Below are 12,836 nucleotides of genomic sequence, written 5' to 3' on the forward strand. Positions count from 1 at the left end.
AAGGTGGCTCGCAGAGCGAGACGGTTGAGGGGGCTGGTTGACGCCGGCCCCCTTTTTCCGTTCTGGATGCGGACAGAGCCCCCTCATCCGAGCCCTTCGGGCCCACCTTCTCCCCCGCAGGGGAGAAGGAAGGAGAAGTCCATGCGCCACACCCTCGCCGCCTCCGCCGCCGTTCTCGCCTTCGCGGCCGCCTCGAGCGTCCACGCCGAAGAGGGCATGTGGACCTTCGACAACTTCCCGATCGCCCGCGCCAACCAGACGCTGGGGACGAACATCAATCAGGCGTGGCTGGACCGGGTCCGGCTGTCGTCGGTCAAGTTCGGCGGCTGTTCGGCGGGCATCGTCTCGGCCGAGGGCCTGGTGATGACCAACAACCACTGCGTCGCCACCTGCGTGGCCAACCTCTCGACCCAGGCCGTGAACTACGCCGAGACCGGCTTCACCCCGCGCACCCGCGAGGAAGAACGCAAATGCCCCGGCGGGACGGCGGAGATCCTGACCGACATCGCCGACGTCACCGAGCGGATGCATGCGGCGGGCGCGGGGCTGGAAGGCCAGGCCTTCACCCGGGCGCGCGACGCCGAGGCCGGGCGGATCGAGCAGGAGGCCTGCGGCGGCGACCCCGGCAAGCGCTGTCAGGTGGTCAGCCTGTACCGCGGCGGCCAGTTCAAGCTCTACACCTACAAGAAATACTCGGACGTCCGGCTGGCCTTCGCGCCCGAGGACCGGGCGGCGACCTTCGGCGGCGATCTGGACAATTTCAGCTTCCCGCGCTTCGCCATCGATGCGGCCTTCATCCGCCTCTATGAGAACGACGCCCCGGCGGCGACGCCGGTCCATTTCGTCTGGAACGCCTCGCGACCGGTCGAGGGCACGCCGGTGTTCGTCTCGGGCAGCCCCGGCGCGACCCAGCGGCTGCTGACGCAGGATCAGCTGATGACCATCCGCGACGTGGTCCTGCCGATGGACCAGCTGCTGGCGTCGGAGCTGCGCGGGCGGCTGATCCGGTTCTCGGAGGAGAGCGACGAGAACGCCTTCATCGCCATGGACCCGATCGTCAGCCTGGAGAACACCTACAAGCGCGGGCTGGGGCGGATGCGGGCGCTGGTCGATCCGGCGTTCATGTCCATGAAAGCTGACGCGGAGGCGGATTTCCGTCAGCGCTTCAATGCCCTGCGCATGCAGAGAAGTCGGGATGCGGTCGCTGCCGAGCAGGCACGCGACGGTGGCGCGCCGATCATTCATCTTCCCTCCGAGGACCCCTTTGGGCGATTGGCCGAAATCCAGCCCATCGCCCGCGAGCTCTATCCGGCGATGGCGCTGCTGGAAGGCGGCACAGGCCTGGGCACGACCCCCGTGGCCGGCGGGTCGCAGCTGTTCCTCTGGGCCCGGACGCTGGTGCGCGGGGCGCAGGAACGCGAGAAGCCCTCGGCCGAGCGCCTGCCCGAGTTCGCCGACAGCCGACTGGCGGCGGTGCAGTCGGGTCTGTTCGCCGAGCGTCCGGTCTACGAGGACCTTGAGCAGGTGCGGATGGAGTGGTGGCTGTCCAAGACCCGTGAGTGGCTGACGGTCGATGATCCGCGCATCAAGGTCCTGCTGGGCGCTGAATCGCCGGAGACGCGCTCGGCCCAGCTGGTCGACGGGACCTCGCTGGGCGATCCGGCGGTCCGCCGGGCGCTTTGGGAAGGCGGTCTGGCGGCGATCGAGGCTTCGGACGATCCGATGATCCGCTATCTGCTGGAATTGCAGGAACCCACGCGCGCGATCCGCTCCGACTGGGAGGCGCGGGTCCAGGCGCCGACGGACCGTGCCTCGGAACAACTCGCCGCCGCGCGGTTCGCCGCCTATGGCGACGCCGTCTATCCGGACGCCACCGGCACGCTGCGGCTGACCTACGGCAAGATCGAGGGCTCGGACGTGCCGGGCCAGCGCTGGGGTCCCTTCACCACCTTCGACGGCCTGTGGGACCGCGCGACGGGCGCGCCGCCGTTTGACGTGGCGCCGAAGCTGCTGGCGGCCCGATCGCGCATCGACGGCGACACGGTGATGAACATGACGCTGTCGTCCGACACCATCGGCGGATCGTCGGGCTCGCCGGTGGTCAACGAGGCGGGCGAGATTCTGGGGGCCAATTTCGACTCCACCGTCCTGACCCAGCGCAACGCCTACGGCTACGACCGCAACGTCAACCGCTCGGTGATCGTGACCACCGGCGCGGTGACCGCGGCGTTGCGGGACGTTTACGGCATGGAGCGGCTGGTCGAGGAGTTGGGGGCGGAGTGAGGTCGAGGGCTTAGGGCTTCGAGCTTGGGGTTTGCGGAGCAGGCCAGGCCGCTCGGGCCCCGCTGCCTCTCCGAAGCCCCAAGCCCTGCTCCCTACAGTTGGCTCATCTTCTGCTGGGCCTTCGAGAAATACTGCCAGCCGGTCCACAGGGTGACGATGGCGGCGACCCAGATGAGGACGTAGGCGAAGGTCTGGAAATGGGGCTGCCACTCCAGCGGCCAGCCGAACCCGTCCCACAGCAGGGCGATCTGCAGCGCGCCGAGGGCGACCATCTGCAGCATGGTCTTCCACTTGGCCAGCAGGGTGACGGGCAGTTTGACCTTGCCGGCCACGGTCTCACGCAGGGCCGAGACCGCGAATTCGCGGAACAGGATCAGGCCGCAGGGGATGGCGCTTTGCGCGACCGAACCCCAGGCCAGCACGCCGAGGATGGCGCCCGTGACCAGCACCTTGTCGGCGATCGGATCGAGGATGGCCCCCCAGCGGGTGGTGGCGTGCCAGCGCCGCGCCAGATAGCCGTCGACCCAGTCGGTCGAGGCGGCGACGACGAAGATGGCGAAGGCCGTCCGGCCCAGCCGGAACTGGTCATCCGGGCTCAGATAGTCCGACAGCACGGGAATGCCCTGCGGCGCCGCGCCGGCGAGGATCAGGAACATCACCACCCCGGCGATGAGCCGCAGGCCCGTCAGAATGTTCGGAATGGGGTTGGCGTGGTGGGTCGGGGTCATGGCGGACATCCTGCTGCAACGCCGATGTGCCACGCTTCGATGCGCGAGGCGAGGCTACAGCGCTTCGAAGCGGCCGGGACCCGAGAGCGCACGCAGGATGCCGTCGGCGATGCCGAAATGCAGGCCGGTCAGGACAAGGTCGCCGGCGGCCTCGCGCTCGGCGATCCACGGGAAGGTGCGCAGGTTGTCGAGCGACAGCCGGACCACGGCCTCCTCGGTGGCCTGTTCGACCTCCTCCGCCTCGACCGCCTCGGCGACGCGCCGCACCACCGGTTCACCCTGGGCCACCCACGGGGCGACGAAGTCCCGGCAGTTGTCCGGGGTACCGTTGAGCATGGCGTTGACCCCGCCGCAGTGGGCGTGGCCCATGACCACGATGCGCGACACGCCGAGCACCTTGACCCCGAATTCAAGGGCGGCGGAGACGCCGTGCAGATGGCCGTCGGGCTCGTAGGGCGGCACCAGGTTGGCGACATTGCGGACCACGAACAGCTGGCCCGGCGCGGCGTCGAAGATCAGGGCCGGGTCGGCGCGGCTGTCCGAACAGGCCACGACCAGGGTGTGCGGACGCTGGCCCTCGGCGGCCAGCGATTCGTACTGGGCCTTCGCGTCGGCCCAGTGGCCTTCGCGGAAGCGCCGGTAGCCGGACAGCAGGGCGTCGGAGGATTCGGTGGACATGGCCTGCTTCTAGCGGGGCGTCACGGCTTGCGGAAGAAGGCGTGGATGCGTTCGGCCAGCGGCAAATTGATGCCCTCGACCTTGACCAGATCGGCGACGGAGGCGCGCGAGACGCCCTTGGCCGAACCGAAGGCGTGCAGCAGGGCCTTCTTGCGGCCCGGCCCCACGCCCTCGATCTCGTCGAGCGGATTGCGCTTGATGTCCATCGAGCGCCGCCTGGCGTGGGCGCCGTTGGCGAAGCGGTGCGCCTCGTCGCGCAGTCGCTGGACGTAGTATAGCGCCGGCGACTTGAGCGGCAGCATGAAGGGCGGCTTGCCCGGGATGAAGAAATGCTCCTTGCCCGCGTCGCGGTCGGGGCCCTTGGCGACGCCCACCGCGAGGATGTCGTCGAGACCGAGGTCGGCGAGCACGGCCTGCACCTCGGCCAGCTGGCCGGCGCCGCCGTCGATGAGCAGAAGGTCGGGCCGTTCGACCTCCTCGCCCTCGTCCTCGTCCTTGACCAGGCGGCTGAAGCGGCGGCGCATGACCTCACGCATCATGCCGTAATCGTCGCCGGGGGTCAGGTCCTCGCCGCGGATGTTGAACTTGCGGTACTGGTTCTTGCGGAAGCCCTCGGGGCCGGCGACGACCATGCCGCCGACGGCGTTGGTCCCCGAGATGTGCGCGTTGTCGTAGATCTCGATCCGCTCGGGCCGGCCGTCCAGCCCGAAGACCTCGCAGAGCTCATCGAGGATTTTGCCCTGGGCCGAGCTCTCGGCCATCTTGCGGCCCAGCGCCTCGCGGGCGTTGGTCAGGGCGTGATCGACCAACGCCTTGCGGTCGCCCCGCCGGGGCTGCTCGATGCTGACCACGCGGCGGCCGTCGACCGTCTTCGCCTTCAGCGAGAAGGCCTCTTCCAGAAGCTCCTTCTCGTGCGGGACGACGTTGGACAGGATCTGCCGCGGCACGGGCCTGTCCTCGTAGAATTGGCCGAGAAAGGCGGCGAGGATTTCGGCGTCGGTGTCGCTGCGGTCGACGCGCGGGAAATAGGCGCGGCCGCCCCAGTTCTGGCCGGCGCGGTAGAAGAACACCTGCACGCAGGCCTGGCCGCCGTCCGAGTGCAGGGCGAAGACGTCGGCTTCGGCCACGCCCTCGGCGCTGACGGAATTCTCCATCGAAATGGCCGAGAGGGCGCGGATGCGGTCACGGACGCGGGCGGCCTGTTCGTAGTCCATGGCTTCGGCGGCGGCGGCCATCTCCTTCGACAGCCGGCCGATGACGGCGCGCGACTTGCCGCGCAGGAAGGCCTCGGCCTCGTCGACCAGCCCCTGGTAATCCTCAAGCGAGATCAGGCCGGTGCACGGCGCCGAGCAGCGCTTGATCTGGTGCAGCATGCAGGGCCGGGTGCGGGTCTCGTAGACGCTGTCCGAGCAGGAGCGCAGCAGGAAGGCCTTCTGCAGGGTCGTCAGGGTCCGGTTGACCGCCCAGGTCGAGGCGAACGGCCCGAAATAGTCGCCCTTGATGGTGTGGGCGCCGCGATGCTTGCGGACCTGCGGGGCGCGGTGGTCGCGGCGGATCATCAACTCCGCGAACGACTTGTCGTCGCGCAGCACGACGTTAAAGCGCGGCTTCAGCTTCTTGATGAAGTTGGACTCGAGCAGCAGGGCCTCGGTCTCGGAAGCCGTGACCACCAGCTCCATCGAACGGGTCAGGGAGACCATCAGACCGATGCGCTGGGTGTGGAACCGCCCCTGCGCGTACTGCAGGATGCGCTTCTTCAGCGAGCGCGCCTTGCCGACGTAGAGGCAGGCCCCGTCCTCGCCGTACATGCGGTAGACGCCCGGCTTGTCCGGCGCGCGCCGAGCCTCGTCCCGGATCAGCTCGGCGGCCTTGAGCGTCTCGGCGTCAGCGGGAATCGTCTCCGTCATCCCCGCCAATATAGGCGCATCCGGCGCGGCGCGTAGCCGTCAGCCGCGATCATTCTCCGGCCGGCGCCCCGCCGCGGGCGCGGACGAACATGTCAAAATCGGCCGCCGCCTCGGGGTCGATGGCGAGGGCGGCGGCCTTGTCGACCGCGCCGCCCGCCGCATCGCCCATGGCCTCCCGCGCCAGGCCGCGGCCATAGAGCGAGGCCGCCTGCCGCGGCGCGCCCTCGAGCGCCGCCTCATAATCCGCGAGGGCCTCGGCCAGCCGGCCCTGATGGAGCCGGACCATGGCCCGGCTGTCGAGATAGGACGGCGAGCCGGGAACGGCGGCGAGCGCCGCTTCGCAGTCGGCCAGCGCCTGGTCGAGGTTCAGGCCGAGCCGGGCCTGGGTCCAGCACAGGTTGTTCAGCTCGGTCGGTCCGGTCCCCGCGGCGGCGCGGATAGCGGCGATGTCCTCAAGCGCGCCGGCGGCGTCGCCGCTGCGGGCGCGGGCCTCGGCCCGGAAGCCGCGGATCTCCATCCGGTCGGGGCCGGCGGCGACCGCCGCATCGAGCGCCGGCAGGGCGTCTTCCGGAGTCCCGGCCTTGATGGCCGCGGCCATCCGCGCCTGCAGGGCGGCGGCGTCGGCCGGGTCGGCCGCCAGCCGGGCGGCGATCTGGCCGTCCGCCTCTTCGCCGCGGCCCATCTCGCGCAGGGTCTCCAGCTCCTGGACGCGTATGCCCCACTGCGCGTCGTCCAGCGCGAGAGCGGCGCGATAGTCGGCGAGGGCGCGGTCGTGGCGGCCCATACGGCGGTAGGCCCAGGCCCGGTTCATCAGGGCGCCGAGGTCGTCCCGCTGGAGCCGAAGGGCGACGGTGAATTCCAGCACGGCGTCGTCGAACCGGCCTTCCTGCATCGCAAGGAAGCCGAGGAGGTTGGTGGCCAGCACGCCGCCCGGCTCAAGCTCGACGGCCCGCTCCAGATCGGCGCGGGCGCGGGCGAACTCGCCCCGGTCCAGCAGCAGACCGCCGCGGCTGACGTGGGCGCCCGCGGACCCGGGCGACAACTCGACGGCCCGGTCGAAGGCGGCGAGCGCGCCGCGATGGTCGCCCCGGGCCCTGAGGATCTCACCGCGCTGAATCAGGGTGTCGACGTTGTCCGTCTCCGTCGACAGGGCGGCGGCGTCGGCCTCGGTGGGGCGATAGGCCGATGACGCGAGCAGCGCCACCGGCGCGGACTCCAGGGCGGCGTAGCGGACCCGGGCGGCCTCGGTCTGTTCCGCCGTCAGTTCGCCGACAAGGCTGCGGGCGCTGAGGGTGATGGTCACGAGGTCGTCCACGAGCGTGGTCGTGCGCCTGAGACTGTAACCGCCCAGCTCCTCGTCGATATCCGCGCCCTCGGTGCTGAAGCCCGCGACGCCCGGCGGGAGCTTCACCGTGATCGTGCTGCGGATGTAGCTCGGGTGGGCGACGACGTAGGGCAGGTCCGCATAGGGACCCGCCTCGCGGGCCGGGGCGATCGGAAAGCTCATGATCGTCTCGGGAAACTCCAGCCGCCGCCCCGCCCCCATGGAGGTCCACGGCAGCCGGCCGGAGCCGGTCATCGTCATCCGCAACAGGCCCGCCTCGTCGTCGTAGACGGCGGCGGCGCTGTCGACCTCGAACCCTTCCGCGGCCTGGGCCCACAAGGTCCGCAGCCCCTCGTCCCGCTCGGTCGCCGAGAGGTTGGCCAGTCCCGCCTGGAGCGCGAGCGCCGTCTCGCCGCTCATCACCATCTCGCCCACGAGGGCGCTGGGAGCGTCGAGGCCGGCCGAGGAATCGAAGGCGAGGCTGATCTGAAGCGCCGGGCTCCGGAGCGGCCGCACCGGCATGGCCTCAAGGCCGGGCCCCCCGGCCCGCAGCGGCGCCGACCAGTGGTAGGCCGGCACCGCCGCATCGGCGATGGCGCGGTCGCCGATGCGGGTGCCGTCGATCCAGTAGACCTGGCCGTCAATGACGGTGCGCACGATCACGTGGTCGAACAGGGTCAGCAGCGGCAGCCGCTCGTTCAAGCCGTCGCCGAAGGCCGTGCTGACGAGGGCCGCTTCCGCCTCGATACCCAGCCCCCTGAGCAGGGCCATCAGCAGCGCGGTCTTGCCCTTGCAGTCGCCGAACCTGCGCCGCCAGGTCTCGTCGGCAGACGCCGGCACATAGCCGCCCTCGCCCATGGCCAGGGCCAGATAGCGGACATCGTCCTGCACCAGCCGGAGCGCGGCCGCGGCGCGATCCGCGGGCGCGGCGTGGGCCTGGGCGATGCGCTCGATCTCGGCGTGCAGCGGCGATCCGGGCTCCAGCACCGCCGCCCGTTCGAACAGGGGCCTCATCAGATCGGCGATATCGGTCCAGTCGCGATACTCGGTCAGCTCGATCTGCCGCGCATGCTGGAACCGGACCGGCGTATTCGTCGGAATCTCGAGCGGCGCGAGGTCGCGAATGTCCAGCTCGACCGAATAGCCGGCGGGTCCGCGACGGGGCGTGGGCAGCGTCCACGGCGCGACGGCGCGCACGCGCACCGGGCGGTCCGACGGCCAGGTCATCCGCACGTGGAACCTCTCGACCGGCACGCCGAACTGGCCGCCGAGAATATATTCGCCGTGCCGGCCGGTGACCGGGTCGTGGTTGCTGATCGTCGTAATCACCTCCAGCACGTCTCCGACCCGCAGATCGGCCGGCTGGAGCGTGGCCGTCAGGACCCCGTCGAGCATCGAGGACTCGAGGTTCTGCTCGCGCCGCAGCACTTCGAACGATTGCGTCGCGAGGACGTCGATGACCTGGTCGCCGCGCAGGATGTTGACCGCGTGCACGGTCAGCGTCTGGCTGCCCGGCTTCCAGGCGGCGGAGACAGTGCCCGCGGCCGCCAGTCCCGTCGTCGACTGGATCAGCGTGCGGGTGCGCGACCAGGCGTGCGTCGCCTGATCATCGACGTGGATCTGGTGGTCCCAGACGAGGATGCGGAAGGGCGCGCCCGAACGGTCGACCACCGGTACGGCGTCGGCGTCGATGGCGCGGACCCAGCCCGGGGCCGGTCCGCGCTCGACCGTCTGGGCGAGGACGGGCCCGGCCAGCAGCGTCAGGCAAATGGCCCAGATCAGTCTCAGCATCGCGTCGTTCCGCCCGCCCCCATGGGTGAACGAGGTCTAACACGGATTACGCGCATGCCCAGACCGCGCGCGCACGCGAGGAGTGTCCTAGAATTTGCGCACCATCAGCACGCCGGCGATCACCAGGCCGATGCCCGCCACGCGCCCGAGGCTGATCGGCTGTTTCGGCATGCCCATGGCCCCGAAATGATCGAGCACGACGCTGAGCAGCAACTGGCCGGCCACCATCAGGATGATGGTGGTGGCGACCCCCAGCCGGGGCACGCCCCAGGCCGCCGCCACCACGAAGATGGCCCCGTACAGCCCCCCGACCCAGGCGTACCAGGGCAGGGCGCGCGACGCGGCGATATCCGGCCGGACCTGCAGTACGACCGCGAGGATGCCCAGCGCAGCCGTGCCCACGGCGAATGACACGAAGGCCGCGTTCACGGGCGAACCGACCGCACCCATCATCTTGGCGTTGGTGGGCGCCTGCAGGGCGGTGGCGGCGCCGCCGAAGACGACGGCGATCATGGCGAGGAGGGAAGGGTTCATCCGGGTTCGCTACCAGTTTGTCGCGCATTCCGCACCGGCGAACAGTTCCGCCAGACGATCCCGCGTCGCCCGGTGCGTGTCCTCCGGCAGGGCGCAGGGGTCGAACCACCCGACCTCCGCGATCTCGCCGCGGCTGGTGCGGTCGGTCAGGGTGAAGCGGTCGATGCGGTAGACGAGGACGTGGTCGCCGCGGAAGAAACGCTCGTTGGAGTGGACGCTGACCAGTGTCGGCCGGCCCTCGATGAGGACGCCGGCCTCCTCGCGCATCTCGCGGGCCAGGGCCGCCTCGCACGACTGGCCGCGCTCGACGCCGCCGCCGGGCAGCCACCAGCCGTGCAGATAGGTGTGTTTGACCAGCAGCACCCGGCCCTCGCCGTCGACCGCCACGCCGCGCACGCCCAGGGTCATGCCCCGGCTGATCCGCGACCAGGCGAAGAACAGCGGGCGGGTGAAGGGCTCAAGGCGGGTGCGCCATGTCGTCATGGGCGGACGATAGGGCCTGTCGTCGGCTTGAACAGCCGGGCCGCGCGCTTTATTGCCGGGCGCAACAAGGAGCATCGCATGCTGGCCCTCTACATCATCCTCGGCTTCGTCGCCGTTCTCGCCGCGATCAACTTCATCGAGTTCGGCCGGGTTGACTGATCCGTCGGCCCGGTCCGGCGAGACGCGCGGCGCCGCCCTCGTCACCGGCGGGGCCAAACGCATCGGCCGGGCCATCTGCCTCGAACTGGCCCGCGCCGGTTTCGACATCGCCATCCATCATCGCGACTCGTCTGACGAGGCCGCCGGCCTGGCGCGCGAGATCGAGGGGCTGGGACGACGCGCCGTCAGCCTGTCCGCCGACCTCGCCGACGTGATCGCGACCCACGAACTGACCGGCCGGGCGAGCGCGGCGCTGGGCCCGCTGTCGGTGCTGGTCAACAACGCCTCGGTATTCGCCGACGACCGGCTGGACACCGTCACCGGCGAGAGCTGGAGCGAGCATCTCGACATCAATCTGCGCGCGCCGGTGCTGCTGGCGCAGGTGTTCGCCCGTCAGGCGCCCGATGGCTCGGCCATCGTCAACATACTCGACCAGCGGGTGCTGAAACCGGACCCGCGTTTTTTCTCCTACGGCCTGTCGAAGGCCGCCCTCTGGCACGCCACGCGGACCATGGCCCAGGCCTTGGCTCCGCGCATCAGGGTCAACGGGGTGGGACCGGGCCCGACCCTGCCGTCGATCCACCAGACGGCGGAGGATTTCGCCGCCGAGGCGGCGGCCGTGCCGCTTCAACGTCCGGGCAGTCCCGAGGCGGTGGCCGCGGCCGTGCGATGGCTGGTGGACGCGGAGCTGGTGACGGGCCAGATGATCGCCGTCGACGGGGGCCAGCACCTGGCCTGGAAAACCCCGGACATCGTGGAGTAGCCCGTGGCCGCCTCATCTCCCCTGCCCTTCCCGGGCGCCGACGCCGCCCCGGGCATCCGCCGCGAAGGCCTGACCGTGTTCGTGCGCGGCCTGGAGGTCGCGGCCGGCATCGGCGTGCACGACCATGAGCTGGGGCGGCTGCAGCGGCTGGTGATCGACGTCAGTCTCGAACTGGCGCCCGCGGCGGTCGACCGGCTGTCCGACACGATCAACTACGAGACCGTGGCCGAGGCGGCCCGGAACATCGCCGCCGAAGGGCACGTCGGCCTGGTCGAGACCTTCGCCGAGCGGCTGGCGGTGGCCATGCTGGCGGACAGCCGGGTGCGGCGCTGCGCCGTGCGGATCGAAAAGCCCGGCGCACTGGACGGCGCCGCCGCTCCCGGCTGCGAGGTCACGCTGGCGCGCTGAGCCGGCGTTCGGCGGTTGCGCCGGTGGCGGCGGACCGTCATTCTGGACCCAGGACTCGAAGGACCCCCGATGGCCGAACCCGGCGATCCGCAAGACCCGGACGATCACGACGACCTGATCGGCTTCGCCTCGCCCGCGTCGCTGCAGGGGCGCGCCCGCACGCCGGAGGTTGCGGAGCCAGAGCCGAAACGCCGGCCGGAACCCGAACCCGACCTGTTCGCCGCCTCCGTCGCCGCCTCGGTCCCGGTCGAGCCGGATCCGCTCCCGGCGCCGGTGACGCCGGATCCCTCGCCGACGCCCATCGCCTCGGTCGCCGCCTCCATCCCGGTGGAGCCGGAGCCGGACCCCGTTCCCGCGCCGGCCGAACCCGCGGCCACGACTTCCGCCGAAGCGGCGCCGGTTGCGGCGGCTTCCATCTTTGAACCCTCGCCCGAGATCTCGACCCGCCCCCGGCGGCGCGAACCGACGGCCATTCCAGGAGGCGGCATGGGCCTGTACGCCGTCTACGCCCTGATCCTGTTCTCCATCCCCACGCTGGGGGCCTCGGCGCTCATCGGCCTGCTCGCCGTCACCGGTCGGGCCGGGCCGGAAGACCCGATGTCACTGTCCCACTTCCTGTACCAGCAGCGAACGCTGTGGACCGCCGCGGTGGCCGTGGCGGTGGGGCTGATCTTCTTCCTGGTGCCGTTCGGCCTGGGTCCCGCCATCATGTTCCTCGCCGCCCTGTGGCTGGTCGTCCGGGGTGCGGCGGGGGTCTGGGCGCTGAAGGCGGGCCGGCCGATCGCCGATCCCCGCGGCTGGTGGATCTGAAGGAGCCTCGCCATGACGAACACCCCTCCGAACGACGAACCGGTATTCCGCTCCGGCGGACAGGACGACGGCAAGGTCGCGGCGCTGGTCACCTGGGCGCTGTACATCCTGTCGATCCCGAGCGTCGCCCTGCTGGTGCCGATCGGTCTGGTCGTCGCCTATGCCGCGCGCGGCGGCGCTTCGGGTCTCGCCCGCCAGCATATCGAGGCGCAAATCCGGCTGTTCTGGTCAACCTTCATGTGGACGATCGTCTTCTCGGTCCTCTGGCTGGTCAGCCTGCTGCTGTCGACGATTCTGATCGGCATCCCGTTCCTGTTCGTGTTCTGGGCGGCCCTGTTCCTGCTGATGGTCTGGTTCACGGTGAAGAGCATCTTCGGCCTGATCGCGCTGCTGGGCGACCGGGCGCCCTGAGGCCGCAGAGCGACAGGGGCGGACCAAAAATCCGGGGATCGTGGATCAGCGAGGAACGGTCCGCGCCGGCCGGAGTTGCCGCAGAGTCGGCAGGCCGACTTTAGGCAGGGAGCCCCGCAGATGACCGATTTCCGCGACGTGCTCGCCCAACAGCGTTTCGAGCAGGGTTTCGCAGACGCGACGGGGCGAATCCGGACCGTGTTCGCAGACTACGCGGTTCAGGGCGGCACCCGCGTGATCCTGCACGTCGAGGCCGATCCGGCCCTGCGTGGAGGCGGCGCGGCGGGATCCTTCATGCGGTCGCTGGCCGAGCATGCACGGGCCGAGGGACTCAAGCTCGCCCCCCGGTGCAGCTATGCGGTCGTGTGGCTCAAGCGGCACCCGGAGTACGACGACGTGGTCGCGTGAGTGGAACGGCGCCCTAGCCGGCGCCGTAGCCGCCGATGATCGGCAGGATCTCGCCGGTGATGTAGCTGGAGCACTGCGGCGAGGCGAGAAACACGAAGGCGGGCGCGATCTCCTCCGGCTGGGCCGGGCGCTTCATCACCGTCTTCGAG

14 protein-coding genes are annotated in these 12,836 nt (G+C 70.5%); 7 read left to right on the forward strand and 7 right to left on the reverse strand.

The genetic code is table 11. From position 1 onward, the window contains the following. Positions 1-141: 141 nt before the first annotated feature. A complete protein-coding gene (locus VGD32_RS10295; RefSeq protein WP_331031798.1) occupies positions 142-2,283 on the forward strand; it encodes a S46 family peptidase in 2,142 nt (713 codons plus the stop codon). 92 nt (positions 2,284-2,375) lie between these two features. Here VGD32_RS10295 and pgsA read toward each other — a convergent pair whose 3' ends face one another. From pgsA to VGD32_RS10325, 6 genes are all read right to left on the reverse strand, one after another. Then, entirely contained in the window at positions 2,376-3,011 is a 636-nt protein-coding gene (gene pgsA, locus VGD32_RS10300; RefSeq protein ID WP_331031799.1) for a CDP-diacylglycerol--glycerol-3-phosphate 3-phosphatidyltransferase, read from the reverse strand. 54 nt (positions 3,012-3,065) lie between these two features. Further along, on the reverse strand, positions 3,066-3,689 hold the full coding sequence (locus tag VGD32_RS10305; RefSeq protein WP_331031800.1) for a carbonic anhydrase: 624 nt from the start codon (positions 3,687-3,689) through the stop codon (positions 3,066-3,068). A 20-nt stretch (positions 3,690-3,709) separates the two neighbouring features. Then, complete coding sequence (gene uvrC / locus VGD32_RS10310) at positions 3,710-5,596, reverse strand: excinuclease ABC subunit UvrC (RefSeq protein WP_331031801.1); 1,887 nt, start codon at positions 5,594-5,596, stop codon at positions 3,710-3,712. A 49-nt stretch (positions 5,597-5,645) separates the two neighbouring features. Next, positions 5,646-8,711 carry a tetratricopeptide repeat protein gene (locus tag VGD32_RS10315; protein ID WP_331031802.1) on the reverse strand — a complete coding sequence of 1,022 codons (3,066 nt, stop codon included), beginning with the start codon at positions 8,709-8,711 and terminating at the stop codon, positions 5,646-5,648. Between the two features lie 87 nt (positions 8,712-8,798). Continuing rightward, entirely contained in the window at positions 8,799-9,245 is a 447-nt protein-coding gene (locus VGD32_RS10320; protein WP_331031803.1) for a DMT family transporter, read from the reverse strand. Between the two features lie 9 nt (positions 9,246-9,254). Further along, on the reverse strand, positions 9,255-9,728 hold the full coding sequence (locus tag VGD32_RS10325) for an NUDIX domain-containing protein (protein ID WP_331031804.1): 474 nt from the start codon (positions 9,726-9,728) through the stop codon (positions 9,255-9,257). A 27-nt stretch (positions 9,729-9,755) separates the two neighbouring features. Here VGD32_RS10325 and VGD32_RS10330 point away from each other — a divergent pair, with 27 nt between their 5' ends. The 6 genes from VGD32_RS10330 to VGD32_RS10355 all read left to right on the forward strand — a co-directional run bounded on the left by VGD32_RS10330 (position 9,756) and on the right by VGD32_RS10355 (position 12,687). Further along, positions 9,756-9,887: a hypothetical protein gene (locus VGD32_RS10330; protein WP_331031805.1), complete on the forward strand. Its 132-nt coding sequence runs from the start codon at positions 9,756-9,758 to the stop codon at positions 9,885-9,887. Next, the gene (locus VGD32_RS10335) at positions 9,880-10,650 is read left to right on the forward strand and encodes an SDR family oxidoreductase (RefSeq protein WP_331031806.1); all 771 of its coding nucleotides are present in this window, start codon (positions 9,880-9,882) and stop codon (positions 10,648-10,650) included. The genes VGD32_RS10330 and VGD32_RS10335 overlap by 8 nt, the downstream gene beginning before the upstream one ends. A 3-nt stretch (positions 10,651-10,653) precedes the next feature. After that, positions 10,654-11,058: a dihydroneopterin aldolase gene (folB, locus tag VGD32_RS10340; RefSeq protein ID WP_331031807.1), complete on the forward strand. Its 405-nt coding sequence runs from the start codon at positions 10,654-10,656 to the stop codon at positions 11,056-11,058. Positions 11,059-11,127: 69 nt separating this feature from the next. Beyond that, the gene (locus tag VGD32_RS10345) at positions 11,128-11,868 is read left to right on the forward strand and encodes a hypothetical protein (protein ID WP_331031808.1); all 741 of its coding nucleotides are present in this window, start codon (positions 11,128-11,130) and stop codon (positions 11,866-11,868) included. Positions 11,869-11,880: 12 nt separating this feature from the next. Beyond that, positions 11,881-12,279, forward strand: coding sequence for a hypothetical protein (locus VGD32_RS10350; RefSeq protein WP_331031809.1), 399 nt, complete (start codon positions 11,881-11,883; stop codon positions 12,277-12,279). Between the two features lie 120 nt (positions 12,280-12,399). After that, positions 12,400-12,687, forward strand: a complete 288-nt coding sequence (locus VGD32_RS10355; protein ID WP_331031810.1) for a GNAT family N-acetyltransferase — start codon at positions 12,400-12,402, stop codon at positions 12,685-12,687. Positions 12,688-12,700: 13 nt separating this feature from the next. On the opposite strand, the gene VGD32_RS10360 is transcribed toward VGD32_RS10355, so the two are convergent. After that, complete coding sequence (locus VGD32_RS10360; RefSeq protein WP_331031811.1) at positions 12,701-12,823, reverse strand: SDR family oxidoreductase; 123 nt, start codon at positions 12,821-12,823, stop codon at positions 12,701-12,703. Positions 12,824-12,836 lie beyond the last annotated feature (13 nt).

The organism is Brevundimonas sp. (genome assembly GCF_036402095.1).
In the GTDB taxonomy this organism is placed as follows: domain Bacteria; phylum Pseudomonadota; class Alphaproteobacteria; order Caulobacterales; family Caulobacteraceae; genus Brevundimonas.

Bases quoted from the DNA above. Each gene is read 5' to 3' on its own strand.
- pgsA (WP_331031799.1), bottom strand. From the start codon at position 3,011: ATGACCCCGACCCACCACGCCAACCCCATTCCGAACATTCTGACGGGC.
- VGD32_RS10315 (WP_331031802.1), bottom strand. From the start codon at position 8,711: ATGCTGAGACTGATCTGGGCCATTTGCCTGACGCTGCTGGCCGGGCCC.
- VGD32_RS10355 (WP_331031810.1), top strand. From the start codon at position 12,400: ATGACCGATTTCCGCGACGTGCTCGCCCAACAGCGTTTCGAGCAGGGT.
- VGD32_RS10350 (WP_331031809.1), top strand. From the start codon at position 11,881: ATGACGAACACCCCTCCGAACGACGAACCGGTATTCCGCTCCGGCGGA.
- VGD32_RS10320 (WP_331031803.1), bottom strand. From the start codon at position 9,245: ATGAACCCTTCCCTCCTCGCCATGATCGCCGTCGTCTTCGGCGGCGCC.
- VGD32_RS10345 (WP_331031808.1), top strand. From the start codon at position 11,128: ATGGCCGAACCCGGCGATCCGCAAGACCCGGACGATCACGACGACCTG.
- VGD32_RS10295 (WP_331031798.1), top strand. From the start codon at position 142: ATGCGCCACACCCTCGCCGCCTCCGCCGCCGTTCTCGCCTTCGCGGCC.
- uvrC (WP_331031801.1), bottom strand. From the start codon at position 5,596: ATGACGGAGACGATTCCCGCTGACGCCGAGACGCTCAAGGCCGCCGAG.
- VGD32_RS10325 (WP_331031804.1), bottom strand. From the start codon at position 9,728: ATGACGACATGGCGCACCCGCCTTGAGCCCTTCACCCGCCCGCTGTTC.
- VGD32_RS10305 (WP_331031800.1), bottom strand. From the start codon at position 3,689: ATGTCCACCGAATCCTCCGACGCCCTGCTGTCCGGCTACCGGCGCTTC.
- VGD32_RS10360 (WP_331031811.1), bottom strand. From the start codon at position 12,823: ATGAAGCGCCCGGCCCAGCCGGAGGAGATCGCGCCCGCCTTCGTGTTT.